Source organism: Aequorivita sp. IT1183, from assembly GCF_058068265.1.
In genome coordinates this window covers 646,321-663,081 of the sequence record NZ_JBYRHS010000001.1, presented here as the reverse complement: position 1 = coordinate 663,081, position 16,761 = coordinate 646,321, and the positions used below count along the sequence as shown (strand labels likewise).

Annotated in this window: 17 protein-coding genes and 1 pseudogene; 16 read left to right on the top strand and 2 right to left on the bottom strand. The window is 36.8% G+C overall.

Going from position 1 to position 16,761, the window contains the following annotated elements; genetic code table 11:
- A pseudogene (locus AC3RVF_RS02915) lies at positions 1-235 on the bottom strand (IS110 family transposase); the annotation flags it as partial.
- 190 nt (positions 236-425) lie between these two features.
- On the opposite strand from AC3RVF_RS02915, the gene AC3RVF_RS02910 reads away from it, so the two are divergent.
- The 7 genes from AC3RVF_RS02910 to AC3RVF_RS02880 all read left to right on the top strand — a co-directional run bounded on the left by AC3RVF_RS02910 (position 426) and on the right by AC3RVF_RS02880 (position 6,024).
- Entirely contained in the window at positions 426-1,334 is a 909-nt protein-coding gene (locus tag AC3RVF_RS02910) for an alpha/beta hydrolase family protein (protein WP_489692690.1), read from the top strand.
- A 268-nt stretch (positions 1,335-1,602) separates the two neighbouring features.
- Entirely contained in the window at positions 1,603-2,607 is a 1,005-nt protein-coding gene (locus AC3RVF_RS02905; protein WP_489692689.1) for a tetratricopeptide repeat protein, read from the top strand.
- 65 nt (positions 2,608-2,672) lie between these two features.
- Positions 2,673-3,053 (top strand): hypothetical protein, encoded by a 381-nt coding sequence (locus AC3RVF_RS02900; protein ID WP_489692688.1) that lies wholly within the window; start codon positions 2,673-2,675, stop codon positions 3,051-3,053.
- Between the two features lie 28 nt (positions 3,054-3,081).
- A complete protein-coding gene (locus tag AC3RVF_RS02895) occupies positions 3,082-3,495 on the top strand; it encodes an RDD family protein (RefSeq protein WP_489692687.1) in 414 nt (137 codons plus the stop codon).
- Between the two features lie 84 nt (positions 3,496-3,579).
- Positions 3,580-4,872, top strand: coding sequence for an aminopeptidase P family protein (locus tag AC3RVF_RS02890; protein WP_489690136.1), 1,293 nt, complete (start codon positions 3,580-3,582; stop codon positions 4,870-4,872).
- Between the two features lie 71 nt (positions 4,873-4,943).
- Complete coding sequence (locus tag AC3RVF_RS02885) at positions 4,944-5,714, top strand: alpha/beta fold hydrolase (RefSeq protein WP_489690137.1); 771 nt, start codon at positions 4,944-4,946, stop codon at positions 5,712-5,714.
- Positions 5,715-5,778: 64 nt separating this feature from the next.
- A complete protein-coding gene (locus AC3RVF_RS02880; protein WP_489690138.1) occupies positions 5,779-6,024 on the top strand; it encodes a DUF1660 family phage protein in 246 nt (81 codons plus the stop codon).
- 73 nt (positions 6,025-6,097) lie between these two features.
- On the opposite strand, the gene thiL is transcribed toward AC3RVF_RS02880, so the two are convergent.
- Positions 6,098-7,153, bottom strand: coding sequence for a thiamine-phosphate kinase (thiL, locus tag AC3RVF_RS02875; protein WP_489690139.1), 1,056 nt, complete (start codon positions 7,151-7,153; stop codon positions 6,098-6,100).
- A 204-nt stretch (positions 7,154-7,357) separates the two neighbouring features.
- Here thiL and AC3RVF_RS02870 point away from each other — a divergent pair, with 204 nt between their 5' ends.
- The 9 genes from AC3RVF_RS02870 to sufD all read left to right on the top strand — a co-directional run bounded on the left by AC3RVF_RS02870 (position 7,358) and on the right by sufD (position 16,669).
- Positions 7,358-8,773 carry a choice-of-anchor B family protein gene (locus AC3RVF_RS02870; RefSeq protein WP_489690140.1) on the top strand — a complete coding sequence of 472 codons (1,416 nt, stop codon included), beginning with the start codon at positions 7,358-7,360 and terminating at the stop codon, positions 8,771-8,773.
- Between the two features lie 18 nt (positions 8,774-8,791).
- Positions 8,792-10,144, top strand: coding sequence for a hypothetical protein (locus AC3RVF_RS02865; protein WP_489690141.1), 1,353 nt, complete (start codon positions 8,792-8,794; stop codon positions 10,142-10,144).
- Positions 10,145-10,171: 27 nt separating this feature from the next.
- A complete protein-coding gene (locus AC3RVF_RS02860) occupies positions 10,172-11,008 on the top strand; it encodes an MbnP family protein (protein WP_489692686.1) in 837 nt (278 codons plus the stop codon).
- A gap of 2 nt (positions 11,009-11,010) precedes the next feature.
- On the top strand, positions 11,011-12,114 hold the full coding sequence (locus AC3RVF_RS02855) for a cytochrome-c peroxidase (protein ID WP_489692685.1): 1,104 nt from the start codon (positions 11,011-11,013) through the stop codon (positions 12,112-12,114).
- A 154-nt stretch (positions 12,115-12,268) separates the two neighbouring features.
- The gene (locus AC3RVF_RS02850) at positions 12,269-12,598 is read left to right on the top strand and encodes a HesB/IscA family protein (protein WP_489690144.1); all 330 of its coding nucleotides are present in this window, start codon (positions 12,269-12,271) and stop codon (positions 12,596-12,598) included.
- A 14-nt stretch (positions 12,599-12,612) separates the two neighbouring features.
- Positions 12,613-14,061, top strand: a complete 1,449-nt coding sequence (gene sufB / locus AC3RVF_RS02845; RefSeq protein ID WP_489690145.1) for a Fe-S cluster assembly protein SufB — start codon at positions 12,613-12,615, stop codon at positions 14,059-14,061.
- 48 nt (positions 14,062-14,109) lie between these two features.
- Positions 14,110-14,526 (top strand): hypothetical protein, encoded by a 417-nt coding sequence (locus AC3RVF_RS02840; protein ID WP_489690146.1) that lies wholly within the window; start codon positions 14,110-14,112, stop codon positions 14,524-14,526.
- Between the two features lies 1 nt (position 14,527).
- Complete coding sequence (gene sufC / locus AC3RVF_RS02835) at positions 14,528-15,277, top strand: Fe-S cluster assembly ATPase SufC (RefSeq protein ID WP_489690147.1); 750 nt, start codon at positions 14,528-14,530, stop codon at positions 15,275-15,277.
- A gap of 78 nt (positions 15,278-15,355) precedes the next feature.
- The gene (gene sufD, locus AC3RVF_RS02830) at positions 15,356-16,669 is read left to right on the top strand and encodes a Fe-S cluster assembly protein SufD (RefSeq protein ID WP_489690702.1); all 1,314 of its coding nucleotides are present in this window, start codon (positions 15,356-15,358) and stop codon (positions 16,667-16,669) included.
- The last annotated feature ends 92 nt before the right edge of the window (positions 16,670-16,761 follow it).

Here is a 16,761-nt window from a genome sequence, read left to right as displayed (position 1 = left end):
CGTATTGCTCAAAACTGCGATGGGCGTAATAGCCGCAACAGCCAGCTTCATAGGCAGTAAAAACCTCGTGTTCTGGGAAATGTTTGGCTACATATTGTTGCAGCACTTCAGGTATTGGGGGCATCGCGAAGGACTTTTCTCCAAACAGATCGGTGGCGCAATGAACTTTCCAGCTCCGCTTGTGAATGTCGATGCCAATGTATAACTTTGGTTGGGCAGTGGGTTCTAATTTCATATCTTATTGTTTTGGTGAACTTTAAAGATACGAGACTCGCTGCTTTTTCATAGATGTTATAATTGCTTGGTTTTAGCTTACTCACGAAAATCCTCGCGGATTTTCTATGTCGTGTATATTTGTTAACTCTCTCGCTTAACCACGCAACTAATTATACACAAACACGTTACCTGTAATTTGAAGAAAACCTATGAACAGATTTTTAACTTCAATATTTTTCTTACTTTTTACAAGTTTGGGATTTGCACAAAATGGAAAAATACTGTCAAAAGAATTAGTGAATATTTCCCAAACACCGATTTGGGAAAGGATTTCTCAAGACAACCAATTACATTCAGATTTTGAGCATTTAAAAAAGTTGGATTTTTATTTTATTACTTATCAAAGTGACAGCTTAAAAGTTCGAGGAATAATTGTTGAGCCAAAAAAAGAAGGAAAATTTCCCGTTGTAATTTTTAATCGAGGTGGAAATAGAGATTTTGGCGAATTGACTATTGGAAATTTAATAATGTATACTTCAAAATTAGCCGAACAAGGTTATGTAATAATCGGAAGTAACTATCGAGAAAACGACGAATTCGGAGGTTTAGAAATAAATGACGTTCTTAATTTGACCGAAACCGTAAAAGAAATTGAAAAAGCCGATTCTAATTCTATAGGAATGTTTGGTTGGTCGCGAGGAGGAATGATGACATATTTGGCACTTCAAAAATCCGATAAAATAAAAACTGCTATTATTGGAAATGGTCCAACTGATTTGTTTGGAATAATTTCTGAAAGACCTAAAATGGAATCTAATGTTATTGCGGAATGTGTTCCAAATTATTATCAAAATAAAGAATCAGAATTAAAAAAACGTTCAGCAATTTATTGGGCAAACGAATTAAACAAAAGTAGCAGTCTTTTAATTTTGTGTGGTACTAATGACAAAAGAGTAAATCCTGAACAAGCAGACAAAATTGCTGACAAGTTAAAAATAGTGGAATATGATTTTGAATTAAGGAAATTCGATACAGACCATTATTTTACTGAAAAGAAAAATGAATTGAATGATTTAGTAATAGAATGGTTCAACGAACGATTGAAAAACTACAGGTAACAAAGAACTGAGGTAAAAAACAACACATTTCTTTATTAATTTGTGACATTATTATTCTAGGCTTACAGATTAAAGAAGGACTTGACTAAGCAAAGTTGATTTGGGTAATTATATGTTATACGCTCGGAATTTTAAGTTTTTTACATTTAATAAGAAGAGTCTTAACCGAATTCAGTAACAAGCGGATTAAAAAACGGAACAATTTTTCACAATAAAATGGCATTCAAAAACAACTAAAATAAAATATACCAAATTGATAAACAGATATATGAAACAAATACTACTCCTCACAATTATCCTTTGCTTAACAACGCTTCATTCCCAAAACAATATAAATTCCTATATAGAAGAAGGTATAGCGTATCACGACCAAGGAGATTATGACAAGGCCTTGGAAGCCTACAACAAAGCCTTAATACTAGACCCACAATCTACCGTCGTAAACTATGAAATGGCCTTGAGCTATTTTAAGAAAAAGGATTATAAAAATTCGATTGCTCGCGCAGATATGATAATTGACAAAAAAGATGACAATCTAGTCAATGCCTATCTTATTAAAGGTTCAGCCTTGGACATGATGGGAAAAGTGAAGGAGTCTATCAAACTTTTTGAAAAAGCCATCCGGAAATTTCCCAATAATTACTTACTTCATTATAATTTGGCTCTGAATCATTACAAACTGAACCAAATGGCCGAAGCCCATGAAAATGTAATTAAAGCCATTGACAACAACCCAAACCACGGCAGTAGTCACTGGATGCTGGCAAACATAGAATTTGCCAAAGGCAATACCGTTCAATCGTTGTTGGCTAACTATTATTTCCTTTTATTAGAACCAAATTCTTCTCGCTCTTTAGAAGCTTATACTATGCTTCGTAAAAATTCTGGTGGGAACGTAACTCAAGATAAAGACAATGCAATCACTATAAATATTTCTATGAGCGACGACGACGACCCCTTTTCTGCTGCTGCACTAATGCTGGGTCTTATGGGTGCCTCGAATATGTTGCCCGAGAATGCAAATAAAACTGCCGAAGAACTTTTTGTGGAAAATACCGATTCGTTCTTTCAGGTATTGGGTGAATTGAAAAAGAAGAAGTCAAAAGGTCTCTATTGGAATTTTTATGTCCCTTTCTTTTATGATCTAGCCAAGAGCGACCATTTGGAAACATACTGCATGTATATTTCGCAAAGCGGAAACGAAAAAGCCGAAACATGGCTAGTCGAAAATGAAGAAAAACTTGCAGCCTTTGCCGCATGGATAAAGGAATAATTTTTACGAAATAAATTTTAAATATTAGCCTCTTTTAATTTCAAACTTTTCAAACACCAAAACTTATGAAACAACTTTTACTTCTTGCCCTACTTGCTCCATTCTTTACGATTTCCGCCCAAAACGATTGCGAAAAATTTAAAAACGGAACGTTTAAAATTAGCAATCCCGAATTGGATTTTGCCTGTACCATCACCCGAAATGATTCCATTCAAATTGAAACAGTTGAAGGTACTGGCGAGCAATTCACTTACAAAGTGGTATGGACAAATCCTTGCGAATACACGCTACAAATGATTAAAGGTCGCCCAGAGCGAGTGGAGTTTTATAAAGACAATGTACTGAAAGTAAAAATTATTTCGACTGAAGATGACAATTACACCTTCGAAGCCAAAATAGACGGAATAGACTTTGTTGCCACCCAAACTATTTATAAAGTAGAGTAAGAATCTAGCATAAACCATTCAAAACCCTATGACTTTATTATACTCCACACTTTTAAGCCGCATAAAAGCCGTCTTTATAGATTCTATTATTATAATAGGAATAATGTATGCCGCCAGCGAAATTTTCGGGCTTTTTGAAAGTGTTCCAAATTATTTTAGGGTTATTGTTATCCTCTTTATATTTCTGTTCTACGACCCTTTGTTTACAAGTCTATTTGGTGGAACAATTGGACATTCGTATAACGGAATCGGGGTTAGAAGAGATGATAGTACCAATAGAAAAATATCATTCCCCATGGCACTGCTTCGTTTTGTATTTAAATCACTTTTAGGATGGCTATCTTTTTTAACGATAAGTGGTAATAATAAGAAAAAAGCCATTCACGATTTTGTGGCTAATTCAGTTGTTGTTGATTTACAGGAAGAAGAAAAGCATTCATAAAAACAATTAATACACTTTTAACCCTCTACTCCGCTACAATAACTTTGAAATAATTAATTTTGAAGAAATTCATAAAACATTCAGATGAAGTACGATCAAATACCCAGCAAACTCTTTGTAAAAAATCGCAAAAACTTTATGGCGCAGATGAAGCCGAAAAGTGTAGCAGTTTTTAACAGTAACGATATTTATCCAATTAGCTCAGATAGCACTATGCCTTTTCAGCAGGCACGAGATATTTTCTATTTATCGGGCGCAGATCAAGAGGAAACTATATTGGTTCTTTTTCCAGACGCACCAAATAAAGAGCACCGCGAAATGCTTTTTGTTCGCGAAACCAACGACCATATTGCAGTTTGGGAAGGTGAAAAACTAACCAAGGAAAAAGGTACTGAAGTAAGCGGAATTGAGTCTATTTTCTGGTTAAAAGAATTCGATAAGATTTTCTATGAAGTAATGACGCAAGCAGAGCGCATTTATTTCAACACCAACGAGCACTACCGTCAAAGTGTTGAAACCCAAACTCGCGAAGATCGTTTTATAAACACTACAAAAGCAAAATTTCCTGCACACAGTTGGGAACGCAGCAATCCTATTTTGCAAGCATTGCGTTCTGTGAAAGATCAAATAGAATTAGATATAATGCAGAAAGCGTGCGATATCACTGAAAAAGGACATCGCAGAATCTTAGATTTCGTAAAACCTGGCGTTTGGGAGTACGAGATTGAAGCCGAATATATGCACGAATTTTTAAGAAATCGCTCGCGTGGTTTCGCATATACTCCTATAATTGGAAGCGGAAACAACGCAAATGTGCTTCACTATGTTGTAAATAATCAACAATGTAAAGCAGGCGATTTAATATTGCTTGATGTGGGCGCAGAATACGCAAACTATTCTAGCGATATGACTAGAACCGTTCCCGTAAGCGGAAAATTCAGCAAGCGTCAACGCGAAGTTTATGATGCAGTAAAACGCGTAAAAGACGACGCTACAAAAATGCTCGTTCCTGGAGCTTACTGGAAAGAATTTCACGAAGAAGTTGGCAAATTGATGACTAAGGAACTTCTCGGTTTAAAACTTTTGGACAAAGCAGATGTAAAAAACGAAGACCCAAAATGGCCTGCTTATAAAAAATACTTTATGCACGGCACCAGCCACCACATTGGTCTAGACACTCACGATTATGGTGTGCTTTGGGAAAAAATGGATGAAAATATGGTTTTCACTGTTGAACCAGGAATCTATATTCCTGAAGAAGGTTTCGGAGTTCGTTTGGAAGACGATGTAGTTATTCAGAAAAACGGCGAGCCTTTCAATCTAATGCGCAACATTCCTATTGATGCAGAAGAGATTGAAGATATCATGAACAAATAGAGTACAGAATAAATATTAAAGAATAAAGACCTGCAAAGTTTACTAAACCTTGTGGGTCTTTTTTTAAGCATATGATTTTTAACTACAAAAACATTCCAATCCATTACGAAACCCTTGGAAAAGGGCCTGCAATAATATTGCTTCATGGTTTTTTAGAGAGCGCTACAATGTGGAAACCATTGTTGCCACAGCTGACTGAAAACAATACTGTCGTTACAATAGATTTTCCCGGCCACGGAAAAAGTGATGTTATTTCTGAAATCCACACTATGGAATTAATGGCAGAAGTGGTTGATGAAATAGTACAACATTTACAAATAACCTCAGCTACATTCATTGGGCATTCAATGGGCGGTTATGTTGCTTTGGCTTTCGCCGAATTATTTCCTGAAAAGGTTGATAAATTAGTTCTTCTTAATTCATCTCCCGCGGCAGATTCCGAAGAAAGAAAGAAAAATCGAAATCGAGCAATTAAAGTTATTGATAAAAATCCAAAAGCATTTATTAGTATGGCTATTGGAAATTTATTTGCTGAATCGTCCCGCGAAAAATTCAATTCGGAAATTGAAGCTTTAAAAGATGAAGCATATACTTTCCCCGTTGAAGGTATAAAGGCAGCCATTAGAGGAATGCGCGACCGAAAGGACCGCACAGAAATACTGAAAAACTTCGCAAAAGAAAAACATCTTATTTTTTCTGAAGAAGACCCTATTTTACCACTATTGGAGGCAATAAAACTTGCTGAGCATTGTGGAGCCACAACAGCAATTATTAAAGGAGGACATATGAGCGTAATTGAAAATAAAGATGCCGTTGCGAATAACCTGCACTTAATCGGCTAAAAGTTGCGTTTTATCTGAAAAATTATTAATTTTGGTATGTTAACCCCAAAATAATTTCTTAAAGATGGAAAATGTCGTGCCCCAAAGACGACCTCCAATCTTAAGCCTAATATGTATTGCATTTGGCCACGATTACATTGTAATCCGCAAAATCAACAATCAAATTTTCGAATATGAATGTGCTTGTTGCGGAAAGGAGGTTTCGAACAATCGTTTTGGTAAACTTGAAAAGCTTACTCAAAAACGTCGCAAACTGAATGAGAAGCTATTGCGTTTTTTCAGAAAAAGGAGAAAGCGATTAATACGCTAAAATGCTACTTACAACTTTCAAAATAATAGAATTTCTTACTTAGGAATTATCCCCTTACGCGCCTTTCCGAAATTTAGTCGTCATTATTCAACGCATTCCAACCCCTTGCAATCAATGGTATTTTTGTTCCTGCGCGGCTAATTAAATGCACGCCTTCTTTTTCATTCGTAATATGACCAATAATAGAGAAGTGCGGATTAGCTTTTATTTTCGGGAAATCTTCCTGTTTAACTGTAAAGAGCAATTCGTAATCCTCGCCACCGCTTAAAGCTATAGTTGTACTATCAAGATTAAATTCTTCACAAGTAGAAATAACTTGCGGATCTAGTGGAATTTTATCTTCGTATACATTACAACCCACTTTAGAGCTTTTACAGATATGAAGTATTTCTGAAGAAAGTCCGTCGCTAATATCAATCATTGCAGTAGGTTTCACGTCTAGTTCTTTCAACAAACCAGAAATGTCTTTTCGTGCTTCGGGTTTCAATTGGCGCTCCACCAAATAGGAATAAGGTTCCAAATCTGGTTGCGAGTTAGGATTCACTTTAAAAACTTCCTTTTCGCGTTCTAAAATTTGCAAGCCCATATAAGCTGCGCCAAGATCGCCAGTAACTACCAGCAAATCATTTTCTTTCGCGCCGTCTCTATAAATAGCTTCTCCTTTATTTACTGTACCTAAAGCGGTTATGCTTATCAACAAACCTGTAGTTGAAGAAGTTGTGTCGCCACCTATTACATCTACATTATACACTTTTGCCGCGGCTGTAATTCCTGCGTAAAGTTCTTCCAATGCTTCCACCGGAAATCTATTTGAAGCTGCAATGCTTACCGTAATCTGCGTAGGTTCGGCATTCATAGCGAAAACATCTGAAATATTTACCACCACAGCCTTGTATCCTAAATGCTTTAAGGGCATATAGCTTAAGTCAAAATGAACTCCTTCCACCAATAAATCTGTAGTAACTACAATTTCATTTTTAGCATTGCAGGAAATCACAGCGGCATCGTCTCCAATCCCTTTGACAGTCGATTTTTGTTTTATTTTGAAATTTTTCGTGAGGTGCTCAATTAGTCCAAACTCGCCCAAATTTCCAATACTGGTTGCGGAATTATCTTTATTCTCAAACATAAAATAGATTTATTGCAATTTTCTGCAAAAATACAGTTTCAAATAGCAATAAAAAAGCTAATCATAAATAATGGTATTTTATATTTATAACCCTTCTTATAAAAAATATTATAGCATGACATTAATATTTAACCTCTTACGCTTGTAAAGAGGCTTAAAATATGAGTACATTTAGCCCCTCATATAAATTTAGCATACAAACCAATGAAAAAAGCACTACCCCTTTTAGCACTATTAATTAGTATAATTACTGTAGCACAAACACCCTGTGTAAATGGCATGGCAGGGCAGTATCCCTGTAATGGCCTAGATTTACAATCAAATATTGGCCTTAATGTTTTTGGCTCAGATAGAGGAAACGATTCTTGGGGATGGACAGACCCACAAGATGGAAAAGAATACGTTATAATGGGCCTTGGGAATGGGGCTGCATTTGTAGATATTACAGATCCCGTAAATCCTGTATATCTTGGAAAACTACCTACTCACACTGGTTCAAGCAGTTGGAGAGATATTAAAGTATATAATAATTATGCATTTATAGTAAGCGATGTAAATTCTGGCAGTCACGGAATGCAAATTTTCGATCTTACTCGCCTTCGTAATGTAACAAATGCTCCAGAGACTTTTACTGAGGATGCGCATTTCAGCGGTTTTGGAAACTGTCATAACATAGTAATTAATGAAGAAACAGGTTATGCCTATGCGGTAGGATCTGACGGAAATAATGGAGGTCCTATTTTTATAAATATTCAGGATCCTTTAAACCCAATTCAAGAGGGACAATTTACTGGAGACAACTATAGTCATGATGCCCAAGTAGTAATGTATGATGGCCCAGATGCAGATTACGCAGGTCGCGAAATTCTTTTTGGAAGTAATGAAGACAGAATTTCAATTGTAGATGTAACAAACAAAAATAATCCTGTAGGCATTTCAGTAGGTTTTTATGGAAGTGTAGATTACACACACCAAGGTTGGTTAACAGAGGATAAGCGTTTCTTTATTATTGGAGACGAATTAGACGAAGCCAACTTCGGTTTTAATACTAGAACCATCGTTTTTGATGTATCGGACTTAGACAATCCAGTTGTTCATTTTGAGTACGAAGCAGATGTGGCAGCAATAGACCATAACGGATATGTAAAAGGAGATGAATTCTACCTTTCTAGCTACCGTGCAGGCTTAAGAGTTTTAGATATTAGTGATATTGAAAACCAAAATATGGTAGAAACTAAATTTTTCGACACTTACCCTTCAAGCAATTCAGCTCGTTTTGACGGAGCTTGGAGTGTGTATCCATATTTTGCGAGTGGTAATATTGTTATTAGCGATATTGACAGAGGTCTATTTATAGTTAGAGATCCATTGTTGGGAGTTAATGATAATGCTGTTACAAATTTTGCAATTGCACCCAACCCAGCGAAGGAGATAGTTACAGTTTCTTCTAAAGTAGAACCGATAAACAAAATTGAAATTTACAATGTTCTTGGTCAAAAAGTAATGGAACAGAGCTTTACAAATAGTCTTTCAGAAAGTTTAAATATTTCGAAATTACAATCGGGAATGTATGTGATGAAAATAAATTCAACTACAACAAAACGTTTATTAATAGACTAAAAAACAAGCATTCCTTTTATGCTAATTATTAAAATTTATAGATTTAAAGCACTTCTTTTTCTACTATCATTTTCATTCCTTCTTTTTTCTTGCGGAAAAGATGACGGTAACGAACCTGAGCCTGAAATTAACGGTGAAGTTGAACTCGTGAAAACCTACGGTGGAAGCGGAATTGATGAAGCGGTCTCGGTGGTTGAAGCAGCAGATGGCAACTATCTGGTTTTGGGGACTACCCGAAGCTCAGACGGCGATATCACAGATCGCGCTGGTAACGACAGCGATTTCTGGCTGTTGAAACTTTCGAAAACTGGAGATATTATTTGGAGCAAAACCTATGGCGGCAGCGATGATGAAAATGCTTCGCGAATTACCAAAACTAATGATGGTGGTTTTCTGCTATCTGGATATACTACCAGCAACGATGGCGATGTTAACCAAAATGCAGGTTTTCAAGATTATTGGGTCGTAAAGATAAATGCATCCGGTGGTATTATTTGGGAGAAAAATTTTGGATTTTCAGGCAGCGATCAGGCCTCTAAGGCTTTTCAAACTTCAGATGGTGGTTATTTTATAACTGGCTATTTTGATGTTTCGGCAAGTGGCGGCGCTGGTAATGATTTTAATAAAGGCGCCATGCACGGTGTAGGCGAATATTGGGGCATTAAGCTGAAATCCGACGGTACCACTCAATGGAGACGGTATTTTGGCGGAAGCAATAACGATAGAAGTTATGACGCCCTAGAAACAGCAGACGGCGGTTTTTTAATGACCGGCACTTCTGAAAGTGAAGATTATGACAAAACAGACTTTAAAGGAAGTTATGATTATTGGGCCGTTCGCTTAACAGCAACTGGCGATTTGCTGTGGACAAAGTCTTTTGGAGGCGAAGAAATAGATAATTCGTACGCTTCAATTAAAACCGATGACGGCAATTATATAATGGTTGGCGACTCGCGAAGTGCAGACCAAGACGTAACTAATCCGCGGGGTAATGCGGATGCTTGGATGGTAAAATTTGATGACAATGGCAACAAAATCTGGCAAAAATCTTTTGGTGGTTTACAGTTCGATACCGCTCATAGTATCGTACAGCGCAACAACGGAGATTATATTTTAAGTGGACACAGCCGAAGCGCAGATGGCGATTTACAAAATAATAATGGTCTAAACGACGTTTGGGTATTTGTGGTTGATGCAACCGGAAATTTAAAATTTCAAAAGAGCATTGGCGGCTCGAGTATCGATTTTGCTTCCGAAGCAATTGAAACTACAGACAACAAAATTGTGGCCGTTGGCAATAGTGAAAGTAATGATTTGGACATTCCTTTAAACAAGGGATCAAAAGATTTTTTATTGATTATACTGAACTAATATTATCTAATACACGTTTTTGAAATTATGAAAACACTCGCTTTTTTACTTATCATGACTTTTGTGGCTATTGGCTGTAGCAGTAGCGACGAGCCACAGACTGAAGTCCTGGGATGTATGGATCTTAGTTCACTTAATTACAATCCCGCGGCAAATACAGACGATGGCTCCTGCACATACGAAAAAAGTGCAACTATTCTTTTTACACAAAACTGGGCGGGAAACCCAGTAACAGAGGCAGATTTTAACGCTACAGAATTTCTAAATGAAGCAGGAAATTTAATTAAGATTACTAAACTTCGCTATTTAATTTCAAGAATCGTACTAATAAAAGCTGATGGTACTACAATCAATTTTGACGAATACAATTTAATAGATCTTTCAGACCGTAACACGCTATCGTTTTCACCAGCAATACCTGTAATAACTGGAGATTATACTGGAATCGCTTTTATATACGGGTTTAATGAAGCAGACAATGTTAGCGGTGCTTACCCAGATTTAAATGATGGGAATTGGAATTGGCCTTCTATGGCAGGAGGCGGATATCATTTCATGCAAATGGAAGGCACTTTTGATGACGCAGCGGGTGCACCTCAACCTTATAATTTTCACAATGGTACTGCTCGAGTAAGTGATGGTGTTTTTGAGCAGAATTTTATAGCATTAAATTTTGATAAAAACTTTACAATTACTGATGATACTACTATCGAAATAAAAATGGATATCTCAGAATGGTACAAAAATCCATTGACGTGGAATTTAGAAGATCGCAGTACAGATCTTATGATGAATTATCTTGCTCAAAAAGATATGCAAAGAAACGGTGCTTCCGTATTCAGTATTGGAGAAGTAACACAATAAAGATGAAAATAGGCCCTGTGAGAATTTATCAATTAGTATTTGGGATAACAGCATTGTGCCTTGTTTTATCGTGTTCTTCGAATGATTCAGCTTCAGAGGAACCTATCGATGAGTACACCCCCACTCCAAAAGCATTGACGGTTCCGCCCATTCTTGAACGATTACTTCCGCCGCCTTTTATTCCAGCAGACAATCCACAAACTGTAGAAGGTATTGCGTTAGGAAGAAAACTATTCTTTGACCCAATTCTTTCGGGGGATGGAACACAAGCATGTGCCTCTTGCCACAATCCCGCCAAATCTTTTACTGACGATAATCGTTTCAGTGTTGGGATAGACGGTGTAGAAGGTACACGGAATTCCATGCCAATCTTTAACATGGCTTGGAATAGAGACAACAAATTTTTCTGGGATGGACGTGCCATGAGCATTGAATTACAAGCCTTAGAACCCGTTACCAATCCTATTGAAATGCACAATACTTGGGAGAATGCCGTGGGTAGTTTACAGAACAACGGCCAGTATCCTGAACTTTTTAATAAAGCTTTCGGCACCACCACTATTACCAAAGAGCTTACAGCAAAAGCCATTGCACAGTTTGAGAGAACAATTATTTCGGCAAATTCACCTTTTGATAAACATCTTTTAGGCGAAAGTGAACTAACACCGCAGGAATTGAACGGTTTCCAAATATTTATGGACGAATCTCGCGGAGACTGCTTTCACTGTCACGGTAATGAAAACAGTCCGCTTTGGAGCGACAATATTTTCCACAACAACGGTTTGGATGCTATTATTTCGGACAAAGGATTGGGTAATGTAACCGGCGATCCCTACGACGACGGGCTTTTTAAATCGCCATCACTTCGCAACTTGGCTTACACTGCGCCTTATATGCACGACGGTCGCTTTGAAACTTTAGATGAAGTAATAAATCATTATAGCGAAGGTCTTGTCTATTCCAGAACTATAGATCCGTTAATGAAAGCCGTTTCTCGAGGCGGAGTTCAGTTAACTGAGCTCGACAAAGCAGACTTAAAAGCGTTCCTTCTTTCACTTTCAGACCCCTCCTTTATCAACAACCCAAATTTTCACGATCCCAATTAATTTCAGCCCTTTTTCCTTCTTCAACTAAGCAATAAAAACCAAGGTGTTAATTATTGTTTAAAACTATCGCACCATAGGTTTAATTTCCCGCTTCTCTATGGTTAAAAGTTCCATTTGATGTATATTTGCCGTCTAATTTAGAATTAATCTACATATGATTAAGATAAGTATAAACGCCAAATCAAAAATCGCACAATTGATGGCTGAAGAAGGCTTCAATATTGCAGATGATTTTGTGCGCGTAGGTGTAAAAAGCGGCGGCTGTTCTGGTTTGAGCTATGAATTGAAGTTTGATCATAGTTTAGGTGAAAACGATAAACTTTTTGAAGAAGATCAAGTAAAAATAGCTGTAGACAAAAAAAGCTTTTTATATCTAGTTGGCACCACCCTGGAGTACAGTGGCGGCCTTAACGGAAAAGGATTCGTATTCAATAATCCGAATGCAAACCGCACCTGTGGCTGCGGAGAGTCTTTTTCACTTTAAAACATTAATTGAAGATGAGTAAGTATACTGAAGATGATTTAAAAAAAGAATTAGAAACCAAAGAATACGAATACGGTTTCTATACAGATATACAATCTGACACTTTCCCTGTTGGATTGAATGAAGATGTGGTTCGTGCTATTTCAAAAAAGAAAGAAGAGCCCGAATGGATGACCGAATGGCGATTAGAATCTTTTCGTTATTGGCAAGAAATGGTTGAACCAGAATGGGCTAATGTACATTACAAAAAACCCGACTTTCAAGCAATTTCTTACTATTCTGCGCCAAACAACAAACCAAAGTACGATAGCATTGACGAAGTAGATCCCGAACTTTTGGATACATTCAAAAGACTCGGAATTTCTTTAGACGAGCAAAAGAAACTTGCTGGCGTTGCCGTAGATATAGTAATGGATTCAGTTTCTGTTGCAACAACTTTCAAAAAAACTTTGGGAGAAAAGGGCATTATTTTTTGTTCTATGTCTGAAGCAATTAAAGAGCATCCAGAATTAGTAAAAAAATATTTGGGTACTGTTGTTCCGCAGCGCGATAACTTTTACGCTGCCTTAAATAGCGCAGTGTTTAGTGATGGCTCTTTTTGCTACATCCCGAAAGGCGTTCGTTGCCCAATGGAGCTTTCTACATATTTCAGAATAAATCAAGCAAATACAGGACAGTTTGAAAGAACCCTCGTAATTGCTGATGAAGGAAGTTACGTTAGTTATTTGGAAGGTTGTACGGCTCCAAGCCGCGACGAAAACCAATTACACGCAGCAGTGGTTGAATTGATAGCATTAGATGATGCCGAAATAAAATATTCAACTGTGCAAAACTGGTTTCCAGGAAATAAAGAAGGAAAAGGTGGGGTTTTCAATTTTGTGACGAAGCGCGGAATTTGCGAGAAAAACGCTAAAATCTCGTGGACACAAGTTGAAACAGGAAGTGCAGTAACTTGGAAGTACCCTAGCTGTATTTTAAAGGGTGATAATTCTATTGGTGAATTTTACTCTATTGCTGTAACAAATAACTTTCAGCAGGCTGATACGGGTACAAAGATGATTCATATTGGTAAAAACACAAGAAGTACCATTATTTCAAAAGGTATTTCAGCAGGGAAATCGCAAAACAGTTACCGTGGATTGGTGAAAATTTTACCTAATGCAGATAATGCCCGAAACTTTTCGCAATGTGACTCCCTTTTAATGGGGAATAGTTGTGGCGCACACACCTTCCCTTACATAGAAGTTAAAAATAAAACCGCACAAATAGAGCACGAGGCTACTACTAGTAAAATTGGTGAAGACCAAATTTTCTATTGCAACCAGCGTGGTATTAATACCGAAAAAGCAATTGCGCTTATTGTAAATGGTTTTAGCAAAGAAGTTCTAAATAAGCTTCCGATGGAATTTGCCGTGGAAGCTCAAAAACTTTTGGAAATAAGTCTTGAAGGATCTGTTGGATAACAGTTTTTTCTAAAATTTAAATAATTTTCTAAAAAACAACTCTTGATTATGAAAAAATTCATTTTGATGCTAATGCTTTCGGCAGCCGTTTTTTCTTGTAAAAATTCCGAAGAAAAAAATAAGGATGCTGATGAAATCACGACAGAAAATACAACCGACGCAGAGGGGACTAAAGCCTACAAAGGTGATTATATAGATTCTAACGGCGCTTTGGTATTAATGGGTACAAACTTTATTTACGGTGTAAAACGTAATGAAGTTTCAGACCAACTTTCTAAGCAAATTTCTGCCGTTAAGAAGAATGAGTTTGATATGGTGAATGTAGTTGTAAAAGGTATTGTATCTAAAAATACAGATGCCGACAGCGAATGGGAAGAAGTAATTACAATTAATGAAATTATGAGGGTGAGCGATAAACCTTCAGAAGCAGATATAAAATTTGAAGAAACAGCAAAGAAAAATTAACATGTTAAAAATAAAAGATTTACACGCCGGACTAGAAGGAAAAGATATACTGCAAGGTATAAATTTAGAAGTGAAAGCAGGTGAAGTGCACGCAATAATGGGCCCGAATGGTTCAGGAAAAAGTACGTTAGCTTCAGTTGTTGCGGGCAAAGATGAGTTTGAGGTTACAAGAGGTTATATAACTTTTGAAAACGAGGATATTTCAGAATTAGATCCAGAGGAAAGAGCACACAAAGGTATCTTTCTTTCGTTTCAATATCCTGTGGAAATTCCTGGTGTTTCAGTAACCAACTTTATAAAAACAGCAATTAACGAAACACGCAAATCTCAAGGTCAAGCAGATATGCCAGCTTCTGAAATGCTGAAAAAAATAAAGGAAAAAGCAGACATGCTAGAGATAGATCGTAAGTTTCTTTCGCGTTCTTTAAACGAAGGTTTTTCTGGAGGTGAAAAGAAAAGAAACGAAGTTTTCCAAATGGCAATGTTAGAACCAAAACTGGCTATTCTTGACGAAACCGACTCAGGTTTGGATATTGATGCGTTAAAGGTTGTTGCCAACGGTGTAAACAAGTTGAGAAGCAAAGACAACGCAGTGCTTTTAATTACGCATTATCAGCGTCTATTGGATTATATAGTTCCAGATTACGTACACGTACTTATGAATGGAAAAATAGTAAAATCCGGCACCAAAGAACTTGCTTACGAGCTAGAAGAAAGAGGATACGACTGGATTAAGGAAGAATTGGTTTAATAATTCAAAGTTCGAGATTCAAAGTTCAAGGTTATCTTGAATACTGAATTGCGTATTATGAATTCTGAATTAAAAGAAATGAGTTTTAAAGACAAATTATTATCATCATATATTGGGCTCGAGGATCACTTAGAGTTTGATTCGCCTTTGCACGATGTGCGAAACAACGCCATTAAAATATTCGAGGAAAAAGGGTTTCCTACTAAAAAGGATGAAGCCTGGAAATACACTTCATTAAATTCGTTGTTAAAGACAGATTTCAGCATCTATTCAGATAAAGAAAGAAACGTTGAACTTAAGAATGTTCGCAAGTATTTTCTTCACGAAATAGATACGTACAAACTTGTATTTGTAGACGGGGTTTACAATTCGTTTCTCTCGGAAACAACACACGACACACTGGATGTTTGTTTAATGTCTGCAGCTTTAAATAAAAGCAAGTACAAACCTGTTATTGAAGCCTATTTCAACAAAGTAGCCAAAAGCGATAGTTTAACTTCGCTGAATACAGCTTTCACAAAAGAAGGTGCTTACATTCATATTCCCGCGCACAAAGAGGTTGAAAAGCCTATTGAAATCATCAATTTCTCTACCGGAAATGAAGCTGCAATGTTTCTTCAACCACGAAATTTAATTGTTGTTGGTGAAAACGCACATGTTCAAATTATTGAGCGTCACCAGAGCCTTTCAGGTAATGAGGTTTTGACAAATTCGGTAACGGAAATTTTTGCCGAAAAGCGCGCTTATGTTGACTACTATAAAATTCAAAACGATGAAGCCACTGCTTCATTAATAGACAATACATATATTTCGCAACAACGCGATACGGTTTGCCGCGTGCATACTTTTTCGTTTGGCGGAAAATTAGTTCGCAACAATCTCAACTTTTATCAATACGGTGAGCATTGCGATTCTACGCTAAAAGGAATTACAATTCTTGAAAAGAAACAACACGTAGACCACAACACTTTGGTACACCATATTGCACCAAATTGTGAAAGTCACCAAGATTATAAAGGTCTTTTTGCAGAATCATCTATTGGTGTTTTTAACGGAAAAATTGTTGTTGAAAAAGATGCTCAGAAGACTGACGCTTTTCAGCAGAATAACAATATTTTAATTGACGATAAAGCTACCATAAACGCCAAACCACAGTTGGAAATTTTTGCCGACGACGTTAAATGTTCGCACGGTTGCACAATTGGCCAGTTTGACGAAGATGCTTTATTCTACCTCCGTAGCCGTGGAATTGGTTTAAAAGAAGCTCGTGCTTTGCTGATGTACGCATTTGCAAACACCGTTTTGGAAAGTGTACAAATTCCGGAATTGAAAGTTAGAATCAACAAACTTATTGCCAATAAAATTGGAGTGAGTTTAGGCTTTCAGCTATAGTTTATAAAGGTTGCCGCGAATTCACAATTTCGATTTTAAAAATTCATTGTTCGTGAATTGGCGGCAAAACTTCAACTCTTAATTACAAAATA

Coding starts and splice junctions, on each gene's coding strand:
- AC3RVF_RS02870 (WP_489690140.1), top strand. CDS start 7,358: ATGAAAAAAGCACTACCCCTTTTAGCACTATTAATTAGTATAATTACT.
- AC3RVF_RS02860 (WP_489692686.1), top strand. CDS start 10,172: ATGAAAACACTCGCTTTTTTACTTATCATGACTTTTGTGGCTATTGGC.
- sufC (WP_489690147.1), top strand. CDS start 14,528: ATGTTAAAAATAAAAGATTTACACGCCGGACTAGAAGGAAAAGATATA.
- AC3RVF_RS02880 (WP_489690138.1), top strand. CDS start 5,779: ATGGAAAATGTCGTGCCCCAAAGACGACCTCCAATCTTAAGCCTAATA.
- AC3RVF_RS02900 (WP_489692688.1), top strand. CDS start 2,673: ATGAAACAACTTTTACTTCTTGCCCTACTTGCTCCATTCTTTACGATT.
- sufB (WP_489690145.1), top strand. CDS start 12,613: ATGAGTAAGTATACTGAAGATGATTTAAAAAAAGAATTAGAAACCAAA.
- AC3RVF_RS02895 (WP_489692687.1), top strand. CDS start 3,082: ATGACTTTATTATACTCCACACTTTTAAGCCGCATAAAAGCCGTCTTT.
- AC3RVF_RS02885 (WP_489690137.1), top strand. CDS start 4,944: ATGATTTTTAACTACAAAAACATTCCAATCCATTACGAAACCCTTGGA.
- AC3RVF_RS02910 (WP_489692690.1), top strand. CDS start 426: ATGAACAGATTTTTAACTTCAATATTTTTCTTACTTTTTACAAGTTTG.
- AC3RVF_RS02840 (WP_489690146.1), top strand. CDS start 14,110: ATGAAAAAATTCATTTTGATGCTAATGCTTTCGGCAGCCGTTTTTTCT.
- AC3RVF_RS02850 (WP_489690144.1), top strand. CDS start 12,269: ATGATTAAGATAAGTATAAACGCCAAATCAAAAATCGCACAATTGATG.
- AC3RVF_RS02855 (WP_489692685.1), top strand. CDS start 11,011: ATGAAAATAGGCCCTGTGAGAATTTATCAATTAGTATTTGGGATAACA.
- AC3RVF_RS02865 (WP_489690141.1), top strand. CDS start 8,792: ATGCTAATTATTAAAATTTATAGATTTAAAGCACTTCTTTTTCTACTA.
- thiL (WP_489690139.1), bottom strand. CDS start 7,153: ATGTTTGAGAATAAAGATAATTCCGCAACCAGTATTGGAAATTTGGGC.
- sufD (WP_489690702.1), top strand. CDS start 15,356: ATGAGTTTTAAAGACAAATTATTATCATCATATATTGGGCTCGAGGAT.
- AC3RVF_RS02905 (WP_489692689.1), top strand. CDS start 1,603: ATGAAACAAATACTACTCCTCACAATTATCCTTTGCTTAACAACGCTT.
- AC3RVF_RS02890 (WP_489690136.1), top strand. CDS start 3,580: ATGAAGTACGATCAAATACCCAGCAAACTCTTTGTAAAAAATCGCAAA.